At 53.2% G+C, this 13,976-nt stretch carries 12 protein-coding genes; 2 read left to right on the top strand and 10 right to left on the bottom strand.

Translation table 11 applies throughout. The annotated features are described in order from the left end of the window. Window positions 1-11: 11 nt before the first annotated feature. The 3 genes from DQG13_RS10070 to DQG13_RS10060 all read right to left on the bottom strand — a co-directional run bounded on the left by DQG13_RS10070 (window position 12) and on the right by DQG13_RS10060 (window position 2,750). Window positions 12-830, bottom strand: a complete 819-nt coding sequence (locus tag DQG13_RS10070) for an ABC transporter permease (protein WP_113019627.1) — start codon at window positions 828-830, stop codon at window positions 12-14. Continuing rightward, window positions 827-1,630, bottom strand: a complete 804-nt coding sequence (locus DQG13_RS10065; RefSeq protein ID WP_113019626.1) for an ABC transporter ATP-binding protein — start codon at window positions 1,628-1,630, stop codon at window positions 827-829. The genes DQG13_RS10070 and DQG13_RS10065 overlap by 4 nt, the downstream gene beginning before the upstream one ends. A gap of 118 nt (window positions 1,631-1,748) precedes the next feature. Continuing rightward, a complete protein-coding gene (locus DQG13_RS10060) occupies window positions 1,749-2,750 on the bottom strand; it encodes an ABC transporter substrate-binding protein (RefSeq protein WP_113019625.1) in 1,002 nt (333 codons plus the stop codon). Window positions 2,751-2,953: 203 nt separating this feature from the next. Here DQG13_RS10060 and DQG13_RS10055 point away from each other — a divergent pair, with 203 nt between their 5' ends. After that, window positions 2,954-3,298 (top strand): cupin domain-containing protein, encoded by a 345-nt coding sequence (locus DQG13_RS10055; protein ID WP_113019624.1) that lies wholly within the window; start codon window positions 2,954-2,956, stop codon window positions 3,296-3,298. Between the two features lie 80 nt (window positions 3,299-3,378). Here the strand turns inward: DQG13_RS10055 and DQG13_RS10050 are convergent, their stop codons facing one another. Next, the gene (locus DQG13_RS10050) at window positions 3,379-3,708 is read right to left on the bottom strand and encodes an iron-sulfur cluster biosynthesis family protein (protein WP_113019623.1); all 330 of its coding nucleotides are present in this window, start codon (window positions 3,706-3,708) and stop codon (window positions 3,379-3,381) included. A 30-nt stretch (window positions 3,709-3,738) separates the two neighbouring features. Further along, complete coding sequence (locus DQG13_RS10045; RefSeq protein ID WP_113019622.1) at window positions 3,739-5,253, bottom strand: carboxypeptidase M32; 1,515 nt, start codon at window positions 5,251-5,253, stop codon at window positions 3,739-3,741. Window positions 5,254-5,395: 142 nt separating this feature from the next. Between DQG13_RS10045 and DQG13_RS10040 the strand changes: the two genes are divergently transcribed. Next, window positions 5,396-5,977 (top strand): beta-class carbonic anhydrase, encoded by a 582-nt coding sequence (locus tag DQG13_RS10040; protein ID WP_113019621.1) that lies wholly within the window; start codon window positions 5,396-5,398, stop codon window positions 5,975-5,977. Between the two features lie 92 nt (window positions 5,978-6,069). Here DQG13_RS10040 and DQG13_RS10035 read toward each other — a convergent pair whose 3' ends face one another. The 5 genes from DQG13_RS10035 to DQG13_RS10015 all read right to left on the bottom strand — a co-directional run bounded on the left by DQG13_RS10035 (window position 6,070) and on the right by DQG13_RS10015 (window position 13,962). Next, the gene (locus DQG13_RS10035) at window positions 6,070-7,539 is read right to left on the bottom strand and encodes an S-layer homology domain-containing protein (RefSeq protein WP_181592678.1); all 1,470 of its coding nucleotides are present in this window, start codon (window positions 7,537-7,539) and stop codon (window positions 6,070-6,072) included. 148 nt (window positions 7,540-7,687) lie between these two features. Further along, a complete protein-coding gene (locus DQG13_RS10030) occupies window positions 7,688-10,252 on the bottom strand; it encodes a hypothetical protein (protein ID WP_146767135.1) in 2,565 nt (854 codons plus the stop codon). 61 nt (window positions 10,253-10,313) lie between these two features. Beyond that, window positions 10,314-11,495 (bottom strand): ABC transporter permease, encoded by a 1,182-nt coding sequence (locus tag DQG13_RS10025; protein WP_113019618.1) that lies wholly within the window; start codon window positions 11,493-11,495, stop codon window positions 10,314-10,316. Then, complete coding sequence (locus tag DQG13_RS10020; protein WP_309472226.1) at window positions 11,492-12,235, bottom strand: ABC transporter ATP-binding protein; 744 nt, start codon at window positions 12,233-12,235, stop codon at window positions 11,492-11,494. Before DQG13_RS10020 ends, DQG13_RS10025 begins: the two co-directional genes overlap by 4 nt. Further along, window positions 12,232-13,962, bottom strand: coding sequence for a permuted SH3 domain-containing protein (locus DQG13_RS10015; protein ID WP_181592677.1), 1,731 nt, complete (start codon window positions 13,960-13,962; stop codon window positions 12,232-12,234). Before DQG13_RS10015 ends, DQG13_RS10020 begins: the two co-directional genes overlap by 4 nt. Window positions 13,963-13,976 lie beyond the last annotated feature (14 nt).

Below are 13,976 nucleotides of genomic sequence, written 5' to 3'. Positions count from 1 at the left end.
ATTGTACTCTCTTACCAACGGTTGTTCAGCCGGTTCTCCAGCCAGGCCACCGCCTGATACATCAGAGCTGCCACCACGGCAATGACCAAAAGGCTGGCAATCACCAGGGTAAAATTGAACACCTGAAAGCCGTAAATGATTAAGTAGCCCAGTCCTTCCTTGGAAACCAGAAACTCGCCGACAATGACCCCAACCCAGGCCAGCCCCACATTCACCTTAAGGGTGGATACAATGGTAGGGATGGAGGCCGGAAAAATCGCTTTGCGGAAAATCTGCGTCTTGCCGCCGCCGAACACCCGGATCACCCGCAGGTAATTGACGTCCACTTCCTTGAAGCTGGAGTATACCACCAGTGTAGTGATGATGACCGTAATGGCCAGCGTCATCCCGATAATCGAGGTGTAGCCGGGGCCTAGGCCGACGATAAACAACGGGCCCAGCGCCACCTTGGGCAGGCTGTTCAGGACTACAATGTACGGGTCCAGCACCCGCTCCAGAAAAGGCGACCACCAGATCAGCACCGCCAGTCCGGTTCCGGCCACGGTGCCCAATACGAAGCCTACGAAGGTCTCCCAAACTGTAGCCCCGATATGCGGGAGCATCTCGCCGGTTGAAATCTGTTCGTAGAGAAGGGTGAAGATCTTGCTGGGATAGCTGAACAGCAGCACATCAATCCATTTTAACCGCCCTGCCAGCTCCCACAGACCGAAGGCGCCCAAGAGAATCAAGAGCTGCGTCAGGCGAACCAGGCGATTGCGCTTTTGCTGCGCCGCGCGGTATTCCTCCCAGACCCGGCGTGTGAGCGACAACGGTTCGGAGGATTCTTTCATGGTCCGGGTCCCCCCTTGCGTTCCGCCGCATCCTTCTCAATGGCTTCAAACTCCTGCCAAATGGTATGGAACAGCGGATGAAATCCTTCCGCCTCCCGGGCCAGAAACGGCGATTCACTGCGGATTTCCTCCGGAACAGCGATTTCTCTGCGGATTCGGCCGGGATCGCGGTCCAATATGATGACACGGTCGCTCATGGCGATGGCTTCGGAGATGTCATGGGTGACCAGCACTGCGGTTTTGCCATGTTTCTTCAGGGTCATGGCCACCAGATCCTCCAGTTGCAGCTTGGTTTGGTAATCCAGAGCGGAAAACGGCTCATCCAAGAGCAGGATATCCGGCTTCACCGCAAGGGTCCGCACCAGCGCCACCCGCTGGCGCATCCCCCCCGACAGCTGGGAGGGATAACGGCGGAGCGTATCCGCCAGCCCCATTTCTTCCAGAAGATGCAGAGTGTATTCCTTGGACTCCGGCGCAATTCTCCCGCGGAGCTCCAGGCCCAAAAGCGCATTGTCCCAAATGGTGCGCCACGGGAACAGATAATCCTGCTGCAGCATGTAGCCGATATGCGGCGACGGTCCCTCCAGAACGGCTCCATTGACCTCCACCTGCCCCCCCGCCGGCTTGAAGAGTCCCGCCATAATGGACAGAAGGGTGGTTTTGCCGCAGCCGCTGGGGCCCACAATACTGACAAATTCCCCGTCATTCAGGGAAAAATGAATCCCCTCCAACGCCAGCGTGGCGCCTTGCTTGTTGACATAGACATGTGTAACATCCTTCAAGCGGACTGAAGAGCCCATGGGAACGCCAGCCTCCAATCTGATATCCCCGCAAAATGAAGCCTATTCTATGAAGCAGATTCCGATTGCTTTGCGGGGGCCCCGAATTTTCAAGCGAGTGCTTACATGCTGACCTGACTTATTTCGCAGCTTTTTCTGCAAAGGAGTTGTTTACCAGCTCGTCAAGGGGAACGCGGGCCTTCAATTCGCCGGCTGCCTCCATCACATCCTGCAGGTTCTTCCATTCGGCTTCGTCAATCACCGGATCGGTGGCGAAGGAGCCCTGGTCCTTGTAGCGCTTCACAACTCCTTCCACTACAGCCTTATCCGTGCTGGGGAAGTAGCTGATAATCGCTTCGGCAATCTCCGGCACGGATTTGGCCTCCACCCATTTTTGCGCCTTGTGGATGGCGTTGGTAAACTTCTGCACCGTATCGGAGTTTTTGTTAATGTAGCTCTTTTTGGACATAAATACAGTGTAGGGCAGCTTGCCGCTTTCCTTGCCGAAGGAGGCGATGACATAGCCTTTGCCTTCATTTTCAATCACAGTTGCCTGCGGCTCAAAAAGCTGGACATACTCCCCTGTACCGGAGGTGAAGGCCGCCGGAATATTGGCGAAATCCACATTCTGGATCAGATTCAGATCCTTGTGGGGATCGATGCCCTTCTTTTTCAGGGTAAATTCCCCGGCCATTTGCGGCATCCCGCCCTTGCGCTGTCCAAGGAAGGTCACCCCTTTCAGGGAGCTCCAGTCAAAGTTTGCCACCGGCTTGCGGGAAACCAGGAAGGTTCCGTCCGTCTGAGTCAATTGGGCAAAGTTGATCAGCGGATCATCCGCCCCCTGGTTGCGGACGTAGATGGTGGATTCCGCCCCTACCAGCGCCACATCGATCTGCCCGGACAGCAGCGCCGTGGACACCTTATCGCCGCCGGCGATGGTCTGGAACTCTACCTTCAAGCCTTCCTCTTCAAAGAAACCCTGAGACAGCGCCACATACTGGGGGGCATAAAAGATGGAGCGGGTGACCTCAGCCAACCGGACCGTAGCCTTGCCCTCCTCCTTCTTCTCTCCGCAAGCCGCCAGCCCCGCGGACAGAGCCAATACAAGAGATATTGAAAGTAACCCGGCTTTCCTTTTCATTACTGTTCCTCCCTCAGGGCTTTCGTCAGAAAGCCGGCATCGTAAGCATAAGCTCATGGAATATCCCGTTTCTCCATCCTATGCATCTGCCCAGAGCCGGGTGAAAAACTTTTCGGGAGCCATACTTGTGATGTACGTCACAAAGCAGTGCGCCGCGGCATGTACAATGAAACTATGACCTAAGGAAAGGAAGAGTGGGCAACATGGAGAAAAAAGCGATCAAGGACTATCAGGAGTTTCCGGAGGGCCGTTTTACCAAGCGGCTTTTGTTTAACGAAGAAGGCCATATTGTCTTCCTGTTGAATTTTGGTCCGGGCCAGCAGCTCCCGACACACAAGCACCCGGGGGCGGATGTATATATCCTGCAGTTGGAGGGTAACGGAGCTGTTACGGTTGACGGCGCCGAAACGGCGTTGAACAACGGCGAGGTGGTGCGGATTACCGGCGACGAGGAATTCTCCTACACCAGCGGCGGGGCCGGGAATTCCACCCTGTACGTGACCCTTATTACCATTCCCGCTCCCAACTACGCCGAGAATATCGGGTAAGCCCTCCCCTTATTAAAGAACGTTAAAAAGCCCGGCTCATTTCCTCTGTGGAAAGGCCGGGCTTTTATTTGTATGTGAATTTATACGGCTTGCTTCCGCAAATCCCGCAGCGGCACATTGGTGCTGAATACCGAGTCGTCGCTTGCGACCTTGTATACCGGAAAAACAGGATCGGCTTCCACATTCATGATGTCGTCAAACAAAGGCGCCTGCTGACGGTCAATAAAAATGGCAAGCGGCTCATCCTGCACCCGGATATCCGCGGGATACGGCTGATCCAGCACCTGCAGAACCAATACCCCGTTGCAGCCGCAATCCTCCGCGTCATAGAAAAGCTTGATGATTCCGCCTTTATCCCCCATGGTCTGCTTTATTTTTTCCGTGGTGAAAGCGTTCATCCGGACTTCCATTTTCTCCGCCTCCCGGTAGAATCCTGTTGATTACAGCTTGTAAATGTCCGTGTATTTGGCCGTCAAATAATCCACCAGATAATCCGGGCTCAGTTCCTCGCCCGTTACCCGGGTCACAATTTCCCCCGGCGTATGCAGCATGCCGTATTGGTAAATCTCGTCCGCCAGCCACGCCTTGATGGGCAGCAGCTCCCCTTTGCCGATGAGCTCCTCCGCTTCCGGCAGCTTCTTAAGAAGCGTATGGCGAATCTGCGCGGCATACATATTGCCCAAGGCATAGGACGGGAAATATCCGAAGGAGCCGCCGGACCAATGCACATCCTGGAGCACGCCTTCGCCTGCATCGGCGGGAACGATGCCCAGATATTCCTTGTACTTGGCATTCCAGACCTCCGGCAGATCCGCCACCTTGACGGTTCCGGCAAACAGCGCCTTTTCAATCTCATAACGGATCATAATATGGAGATTATAGGTCAGCTCATCCGCCTCAATCCGGATAAGGGAAGGCTTCACTTCGTTAATGGCGCGGTAGAAGTCCTCCGCGGCAACCGAATCGAACTGGCCTTTAAAAATCCTCTGCAGATCGGGATAATAATGAGACCAGAAGACTCTGCTCCGGCCCACCATGTTCTCCCAGAAGCGGGATTGGGATTCATGAATGCCCATGGAGGTGCCTGAGCAAAGATTGGTTCCTTCCAGCTCCTTCATAATGTTCTGCTCATACAGGGCGTGGCCGCCTTCATGGATGGTGCCGAACAGGGCGCTGACCACATCCTCCGGCAGATAGCGTGTTGTAACCCGCACGTCGCCGGGATTCAGGCCGGTGGCAAAAGGATGCACTGTCTCGTCCAGCCGCCCTGCGTCAAAGTCATAGCCCATTTCCTTCAGAATAAATAGGCTGAAGGCCTTTTGCTGCTCCTTCGGGAAGGTCTGCCGCAGGAAGGAGGTGTCCGGCTTATGCTTGGCATGGGCGATTGTCTCAACCAGGGGCACCAGCTTGCTCTTCAGTGCGCCAAACAGCTGATCCAGCTTCTCCTCCGTCATGCCCGGTTCATACATATCCAGAAGCGTGTTATACTTGGAGCCCTTGTAGCCCCATAGCTCAATAAACTCCTGATTGAATGCCACGATCCGCTCCAGATAAGGCTGGAAGGCAGCCCAATCGGATTTTTCCTTGGCTTCCTCCCATGCCGCTTCCGCCTGGGAGGTCAGCACCACATATTCCTGGTACCGCTCTGGCGGGATTTTCTTGCTCCGGTCATACTCCTTGCGGCTTTCACTGACCATCTTGCGGCTCACGGCATCCAGCCTGTCTGCATATTCCGGCTTCTCCAGAGCCTCCAGATAACCGCCCATCTCATCGGAAACAGAGAGCTTGAACATTTCCCCGGACAGCACACCTACCACCTGGGAGCGGCTCTCTACCCCTTTTTTGGGCAGACCGGTACGCATATCCCAATAAATCAGCCCCACCGCTTCCTGGTAGCTGCGAATCTTGCCTACCAGCTCCCGGTAACCCTTCAATACCGCTTCAAAATCTGCCATGTCCTGATCCCACCTTGCCCGTTTTGTTTAGGAATACTATACGTTTTTTTAAAATCCTTTTCAACTGCGCCGCGATCTGTGATAGAATACTCATTAAAATATGTGAATAGGTATTGTATAATTATGCATTGGGAGGCTTGCCATGTCGCGAATCACGGACATTCTGAACCATAATCAAACCTTTGTGCAAGAAGGGCGATACAAGGAATATGTCACCGACAAATTCCCGGACAAGAAAATCGTCATCCTGACCTGCATGGATACCCGTCTGGTAGAGCTTTTGCCCAAAGCCATGAATCTACGCAACGGAGACGCCAAGATCATCAAATGCGCCGGCGCCATCGTCTCCCATCCCTTCGGGAGCATCATGCGCAGCATTCTGGTGGCCGTGTATGAGCTAGGGGCGACCGAAGTATTTGTGGTTGGCCATTACGATTGCGGCATGACGGGACTGAGCTCCGGGGAGGTGCTGGCCAAGGCCAAAGAGCGGGGTATCCGCCCGGAAATTCTGGAAACCATCGCCCACTCCGGCATCGACCTGGTGCGTTGGCTCACCGGCTTCGGCCAGGTGCAGGAGGGTGTGGTCAAGAGCGTCTCCCTGATCAAGAACCACCCCCTCCTGCCCAAAGAAATTCTCGTCCACGGACTCATCATGGACCCCACCACCGGAAGGTTGGATGTGCTGTCGGAGGATTCGTCCGTAAAGGACACATTTACGAACTAAACCTTTAACACAAAGCGCCCCCATGGCGGCTTGAGAGATTGAAATCTCCAGGCCCGAACGGGGGCGCTTATGCTTATTAGGATTCTTGGTTATTAATCGAAGGTCAGCTCGATAGTTTTGACAACAGTGCTGATCTTGGAATATTTATTTTGAGCTGAAACAGTTATGGTATTGGGCCCGTTACTGAGAGTAAAAGTTTTGGAGAATGTACCGAGATTATCATCCACATCCAAATATTCCCCGTTCAGATATACCTCCACATCCTCGTCATTTATATCTTTCACAGTACCACTGACAGTAATAGTGCTGGATTTGGTAGTTTTCGCAATATCGCTAATGGTCAGCACAGGTGCAGGCGGGGAGAACTTGACTACCTTTGTGACTGTAGCGAATCTGCCTTTATTCGTTACCGCCTTCAACACAAAAGTGTTGTTCCCCTCCTCCAAATCCATTTTTTTGTAGAATTCTCCATATTTGTTCAAGCTGACTTCCTCATCACCGATGTAAAAGACAGGCAGCAGCTCCGAAGCAGGATCACTCACTTTGCCTGTTAATTCGACATTGTTTTTCGTGACAACACTGGACAGACCAAACACGCTGATTTGGGGATCAGCCAATTGATACGTAATTTTTTTGCGGATAAATCGCACCCGTTGCTGGGGAACGGTCACAGCAGCCACGATATTGTACGTGCCTTCCTGACCCATCCGCAATGGCATCCGGAAGCTTCCGTCCGCCTCCATCTTAGCAGCCAATCCGTTTATCACCACGATGGTTCCTGACGGAGCAGAACCGGATATTTCAAAGGTTCCGTTGGCTGTTTGTTCAGGAATACTGAGTGTGACTATCTTGAGTAAATCCGCTTCTTCCTGGACCGACAGCTGAATGGCCCGGTACAGCAGACTTGCCACTTCCGCCCGGCTGATAAGAGCCTGAGGAGCAAACATATTGCCAGATTGGCCCTGCACCAGCTTCAACTCCACCGCCAGTGCGATATCATTGCGGTAAGCTTCGGTAATTTTGTCCACATCCCGGAAGGAGGTGCTCAGAATGTCGGGATTTTGCAGCTTCTGCGGGGAGTATCCCATCACCTTCACCAGAGCCACGGCGAACTCCTCACGGGTTACCGCAGCCGCAGGAAGAAATTCGGCAGATGCTTCTTTAATGGAAGGATCAGGGAAAATCCCTTTAACCGCTTCAATATAGGAAGCGGACCACCGGTCAGGCTGGACATCCTGATACGACGTCACTTCCGGCATATCGGCCCATTCCAAAGAAAAGGACCTTGCCAGCAGTGCGGAAAGCTCCTCCCGGGTAATGCTGTTTCCGGGCTTGAAGATATTTTCGTCATAACCGCTAATAATTCCATATTGGGTCATGCTGTAAATGGCATTGGCAGCCCAGTGATTGCCGACATCCCGGAATACCTTGTTGGCAGTTACCGGACTGGCGTGGATATCCGCGATAGTGACGGTGCTTTCAGCAGCCATGGAAACTGCCGGCGGAACGGTCAGCAGAAACGCGACTAACAGTGAAGACAGTTTTTTGCAGTGAACGTTCATCTTTGAGCTTCCTCCCCGTTGAAATGATCCGGCTCCGTTAATCGGAGGCAACTGACAAACGGAAGCGACGAGGCGCAGAGCAAACATGCGCCTCGTCACGTGTTCCGCCTCACCGGCTGGACATTGCTTCCGGAAGCTGTCCCGGTTTTTAGGAGCCGTAGGTCAGTTCTCCGATATAGCGAATTCCGTTCTCGAACTTTTCGTACACCTCGATGGTGTTGCTTTCCATAAAGGCATCCGAATCCTTAATATCGGAAACAGGAACGGTTAGAGATTGAAGGACTGTGGTATCATCGGAGCTTTCAAAGGCGCCTGTGCCTTCCAGCGGTATCTCAACGGTTTTTACCACCGTGCCATCCGAATCCAACACCTTAAAATACAGGAAGCGGTTGGTGGATACATGCAGCGTATCGCTCAGTTTCTCCTGCATATACCGGAATTTAAACGCATATCCGCTGGAGGTGTAGGTTCTGTTAATGGCTCCTATTTTGATATTGAAGGGGAAAATGGACTCGTTAATAACCCAGTTCTCTCCGTTGAGCGGTCCCGGCTGGTTGGAGGATACCGCATATTGATACTTGTGGGGAGGAGAGAACGCCTCGTCGGTAATTTGCGGTCCGAATACCACTGTAGCATTTTTGTCCAACACGCCGAACGGAAGAGTGGCATACAAGGTGATCATAGCCTGGCCGTCCTTGTTCAGCTTGCCGGTAGTTACAGATGAGGATGTCAGCTCATAAACCTCTCCGTTGGAGGCTTGGATATAGCCCGAGTAAGGAATCACATTGCCGCTTCTGGTCATTAGATTCTTCTGGTTAATCCGCACTACTGCAGTTTCGCTGGAATCACCCTTGGTTAAGCTTTCGTACGTCTTCACTTCCACAACAGCGCCGGTAGAGACGCGGCTGGGATCAGAGACCATCCAGGTATTGTTCAAGGTCACGGTAGAAATGGCTTCATCCTGCAGCATATAATTGACCCGCAGCCATTCCTTTTTCTTCGTGACGGTTCCACCGCTTTCCGTGCCTTCGCCGAGAATCAGCTTGCCGGAGGACATTTCCATATCATAGGGGACAGTTGCGAATACATATAAGGTCGCTTTTTGTCCGGCATTGATGTATGCGGAGGTTTGAACGTATTTCACTGTAGCGTCCACCGTATTCTTGCCGTCATAGTAGCCGCCGTAGAGAGCGGGAAGCTTAACGGATTGTGTTTGCGGGTTCACCACCTGAACCTCACTCATCAGAATGTCATCCCCGGTGCCGCTCTTCAGACGGTAGGATGCGTTCAGGTGAATTTCCAGCTTGCCGATAGAGGTGGCATAGACAGAGCTTCCGGCTTCCACTGGAGCTCCGGTATTTCCGGCATCGGCAGGCAGATTGGCCACAAACACCGGGACACTGACGGAGGCGGATTTGGCCTCCATCACAACCAGCTGTACGGCAGAGCTGTCGATGCCGGTAGGCAGAATTCCGCTGTAATAATAAGAGGTGCTTTCTCCCGGGGCCAAATAATCCGGATGGGAGGCGGAATCCTCGGCGGCAACAGTCAAGGTGCTGCCATTGGATTGATAAAAAGCGGTCAAAGCAGGCACACTGACAGCCCTGCTGCTGTCATTCTTAAGGGTATAGACGCTTTCCGCATAAAGGCCGTCCGCGCGGGGCGACACATTCACCGATTCAACAGTTGCAGTCAGTCCGCTGCGGTTGGAGGAATCGGCTTGAAGCTCGCCTTGGTTATAAGCGGCAATGAATCCGTTGATGGACATGGATTCCAGAACCGTGGCGGTGCCGGAGCTGGAGGCAGCGGAGCCACTTGCGGTTGTGCCGGTGGTTCCTGTGGATGCATTGCTGCCGCTGTTCGCCGAGGTTGTAGTTGCCTTCTTGCTGAAATCGATGGACAGGGCACCGTTCAGGGACAGATCCCCTACAGGGAATTCCAGTACCACCGACGCTTTCTGATGGGGAAGGAGCATCACGTCGCCGCCGTGTACAACGGAGCCGCTAAAGGTTAAGCCCTCTTCGTTTTTAAGCCCGACCTGAAGGGCGGACGGGAGCTTGAAGCTGCCTGTCCCCAGATTTTCAACGGTCATTTCGGCGTACACATTCCAGTTGTCCTTGGCATACGCATGGTATGCCCGCTGCAATTCAAAGTTCACCAGAGCATCGGTGGCGTAAGAGCTGTCGACTTCGCCCAATGCTACAATGGCGGAGGGGTTTGCCGTTTGGCTGGCTTCCGCCGCGGCAGCCACAGAGAGCATGCCGATGGAGCGGATATACCCGCTGACCTTCATATCCCACGCATAAATCTCCACCTTGAGCTGATCCAGGCTAATGCTGGCGGGGAGCTTGGCGGAGTACTTCACCTGCTTGGCGCTATGGGCAGGAACCCGGGAGCTGATTTTCTCTGTCAGCTCCACTCCGTAACGGTTGCCGCTGTCATCTCTGACCGCTACCCCGTACTGATTCATATCCACTACATAATCCGAATCATTCACCAATTCCACTGTAAAGCGGAAAGAGCTTTTGTCGCTTCCGGCGGACAGCTGGACCTTCTCCAGGGTGTAGTACACGTTGGAATCCAGGAATACGCCTTCCTTGCCGGCCTCCGCCTTATTCCCCCATACCGGGAGAAGCATGGCTAGGGCGAGGACAAGAGCCAATGCGCCGCTCCAAAGCCGTTTCTGTTTGCTGAATAGTCGAGTTTTCGTCAATGGGTCCAACCTCCTGTGGGCTTCCTAAAAAGCTTGCTGTATCTGCTGTTCTCGCAGCTCCTTAATCGAAACGGAGGGCATCAATCGGCCGCAGCTTGGATGCTTTGTTGGCCGGATACAATCCGAAGAGCACTCCGACCAGCACGCTGAACAAAAATGCGGCCAGGCTCACCCATAGGGAAACCTGAGTGGGCATGGAGCTGTTGAAGTATTCGATCCCATACGAAATGCCGATGCCGACGAGAAGTCCGATCAAACCTCCCAGACCGCTAAGCACGATGGATTCCACCAGAAACTGGAACAGAATATTCCTCCGTTTGGCCCCGATGGACTTGCGGATTCCGATCTCCCTGGTCCGTTCGCTTACCGTAACCAGCATAATATTCATAATGCCGATCCCGCCGACCAGCAGGGAGATTGCCGCGATGCCCGCAAGCATATAGGACATCTGCGCTGCTACGGCTTCCTGGGTTTTCATCATTTCATTCTGGTTGAGAATGGTATAACCGCTCTCGGATTTAAATTTGTAGTACAGATATTGCTTCAATGTAGTTTCCGCCGTCTCCACATCATCCTTGGAAGCCGCCTCCAAATAAGTCGTTTTCAGACTCCCCAGCTTGAACTGCCGTTGGGCAGTGGTTAAAGGCATCACCACCATGGAGTCAACGGAGGTATCCGTAATATTCTTTCCCTTCGGGGCCATAACCCCGATCACGGAAAACACGACACCATCAATATTAATTTCCTGATCCACCGGATCCAGAAAGCCGAAGAAGGTCTTCGCCACATCGCTGCCCAGCACCACCACATTGTTGCGGAATTCCAGATCCGCCTCGGAAATGAACCTGCCGCTGGACACCGTTACCATATTTACACTGCCATAGCGATCATTGGTGCCCACTACCGTATAGCTGGATGACTTGGTGCGGTCGTATTTAATATTGGCACTGGTCTTGGTGATCGTGGGCGCCACCCAGTTAAATTCGGGAAATTGCTCCAGTTGCATCAGCTCACTGTAATCAAGTTGTGTCGCCCGACCGCTATTTTCTACGTTGACCACCAGCAGGTTGGTGCCCAAGCTCGAAATCTCCTCGTTCACCTTGGCAGTTGAGCCTTGACCGATGGCCACCAGCGCCACCACCGAGCCTACGCCGATGATTACCCCCAGCATGGTCAGCATGGATCTCATGGGATTGGAAACCACCGTGCGAAGTGCCATGCGGACTAATTCCCACAATTTCATTTCAACACCGCCTCGTCCCGCTTAACTTGCTGCTGTTGCCTGCCATCATTGCGGTGATCGCTGATCAGTTCTCCGTCCCGGATGGCTACCACACGACTGGCATGTTCGGCGATTCCAGAATCATGGGTAATGAGGACGATGGTATTGCCCCGTTTATTCAATTCCAGCATAAGCTCAAGCACTTCTTTGCCCGTTTTCGAATCCAACGCACCAGTAGGCTCATCCGCCAGCAGCAGCGAGGGTTTGGAGACAAGTGCCCGGGCAATGGCAACCCGTTGCTGCTGGCCGCCGGACAGCTCGCTGGGCCGGTGTCCTGCACGGCTTTTCATCCCCAGGCTGTCCAGCATATCCAAGGCGCTTTTCCGTCGTTCCGCCCGGGACATGCCAGAATAGATCATCGGAAGCTCCACATTCTCCAGTGCCGTCAGCCGAGGAAGCAGATTAAACTGCTGAAAGATAAAACCGATCTTATGATTGCGCAGCTCGGCCATTTTATTGTCGGAGAGCCCCAGAGTATTCACACCGTCCAGCACATAGCTGCCAGAGGTGGGTATATCAAGAAGACCGATGGTATTCATGAGAGTCGATTTGCCTGAGCCGCTGGGGCCGATGATGGCGACGAAATCTCCGTCTTCCACATGAAGGGTGATCCCCCTCAAAACATGAAGCTCCTCTGCTCCCCGCTTGTACGTCTTCACAATATTAGTCAACTCAATAATATTGGTTTGTGTACCGCTCAACGCTGACCACCGCCCGTACCGGCGCTACCGCCACCGCCTCTGGTGCCGCCTCCACCGCCACCTTGCTGGAACTGCTGCATCATGGCAGGGTCAAATTGGCCGCCGCCGGGCATCTGGCCGTTTTGACCGCCTTGCTGGAATTGTTCACGCAGCCTCTGAACATCGCTGGAGCTCATGGTTTGAGTCTTGGTCTGAATAGGAATAACCACAGTTTGTCCCTCAGTGACTCCTTCGGTTATCTCCACATTGGTCTTGCTGCGGATGCCGATTTTGACTTCATGCTGTTCTTCATAGGTGCCGTCATCATTTTTAATTTTCACGTAGTATTTCCCGGCTCTGGTTTGCAGAGCCTCCAGCGGGATCATCAGAATATTCTCCTTGTTCTGGATGAGAATTTCTCCGGTAGCCGTCATCCCGTATTTTAATCCGTCGGGATTGGATACCGTCACGACCACATCGTAGTATGTAACGCCATTCGTCGTAGTACCAACAGTGGATACCTGAGTGACTTCTCCCTTAAAGGTTTTATTTTTGACCGAGTCAACGCTGACATTTACCGACATGCCCGTCTTAATATTCGGCAAATCCAATTCATCCACCTGAATCCCTAATGTCATGGTCTTCATACTGGCCACGCCGCCAAATTGGGTGGCGCTGGTCACCTTGGTGCCGGGAACCAGAGAGGTCAGCACGTTAAACCGCTGATTAACAAAGTCGGTAGAGAACACACCGTCGAAGGGAGCCTTGATGGTCAACGCATCCAGTTGCTCCTGCAGCGTGTCGATGCTCAATTGCTGCTGGTCATAGCTGGTCTTTTTGTTCAAATAGTCGTTATTGATACTTGGATTGGCAATCACCGCAATCAGCTGTCCAGCCTGCACATAATCTCCACTTTTGACATTCAGCTGCTCAATAGTGCCGGAGACGCCTGCGAGAATATTGACTGTTTGGCTATAAGCAAGCGTCCCTTCCTTTTTGGATTCAGCCGTGCCGGTGCTTGTTGCAACCTTGCCGGTTACCTTCAAGCCGGCATCCATGGTGGCATCATTCTCCACCGTAATTTCCACATCCAAGAGGCGGTTTCCCTTCAGGTCCGGCTTAGGGTCCTTGCCAATGCTGGTGACCTTCCCGCTTTTGGTCATCATGAAGCTGTCAATGGTCAACTCCACAGAATCCCCTTCGTGAAATTGCTGTGCATCCTCCATCAAAAAGGGCAGGGTAACCACCAGCTTGGTGTTATCCGACACAGTGCCAATCTTCGCCTTGCGGTTCAATTCCACGCCTGCATCCAAACCGCTGGCCAGTGTAATAACACCATTGATGGGAGATACGGTTTGCAGGGAATTCATCTGATCGGCAATATCGTCCAGTTCCGCCTTCAAGGTAGCCAAAGTGGCCTGCGCTTTGGACATGTTGTTGTTCAGAGTGGCGCTGGTCAGAACAACCAGCACGTCTCCTTCCTTCACGTCCATGTTTTTGGTCAGGTTGATCTTCTCAATCACCGCTTCCTGCGGAGCCTGAATTGTCTTCGTCTCCACAGGCTGAAGCTGGCTGGTCCCCGATACGGAGGATTTGATCGTTCCCTTGGTTACCTTGGCCGTCAGCTCCGTATCCTTGCTGCTTCCCGAGGCCTCCCGCTGGCCCAGATAGAGCCAGGTCCCGCCCCCGCAGACCACCAGAACCAGGGCGATGAGCAGCCATCGTTTATTTCGTTTTAACCAGTTCATTCTTCCGCCTCCTA

It is taken from the genome of Paenibacillus sp. YN15 (genome assembly GCF_003285005.1).
In the GTDB taxonomy this organism is placed as follows: Bacteria; Bacillota; Bacilli; order Paenibacillales; family NBRC-103111; genus Paenibacillus_AR.
The sequence above is the reverse complement of the archived record's forward strand: the minus strand, read 5'-3'. Positions and strand labels throughout refer to the sequence as shown.

Coding starts and splice junctions, on each gene's coding strand:
- DQG13_RS10070 (WP_113019627.1), bottom strand. CDS start 830: ATGAAAGAATCCTCCGAACCGTTGTCGCTCACACGCCGGGTCTGGGAG.
- DQG13_RS10065 (WP_113019626.1), bottom strand. CDS start 1,630: ATGGGCTCTTCAGTCCGCTTGAAGGATGTTACACATGTCTATGTCAAC.
- DQG13_RS10060 (WP_113019625.1), bottom strand. CDS start 2,750: ATGAAAAGGAAAGCCGGGTTACTTTCAATATCTCTTGTATTGGCTCTG.
- DQG13_RS10055 (WP_113019624.1), top strand. CDS start 2,954: ATGGAGAAAAAAGCGATCAAGGACTATCAGGAGTTTCCGGAGGGCCGT.
- DQG13_RS10050 (WP_113019623.1), bottom strand. CDS start 3,708: ATGGAAGTCCGGATGAACGCTTTCACCACGGAAAAAATAAAGCAGACC.
- DQG13_RS10045 (WP_113019622.1), bottom strand. CDS start 5,253: ATGGCAGATTTTGAAGCGGTATTGAAGGGTTACCGGGAGCTGGTAGGC.
- DQG13_RS10040 (WP_113019621.1), top strand. CDS start 5,396: ATGTCGCGAATCACGGACATTCTGAACCATAATCAAACCTTTGTGCAA.
- DQG13_RS10035 (WP_181592678.1), bottom strand. CDS start 7,539: ATGAACGTTCACTGCAAAAAACTGTCTTCACTGTTAGTCGCGTTTCTG.
- DQG13_RS10025 (WP_113019618.1), bottom strand. CDS start 11,495: ATGAAATTGTGGGAATTAGTCCGCATGGCACTTCGCACGGTGGTTTCC.
- DQG13_RS10015 (WP_181592677.1), bottom strand. CDS start 13,962: ATGAACTGGTTAAAACGAAATAAACGATGGCTGCTCATCGCCCTGGTT.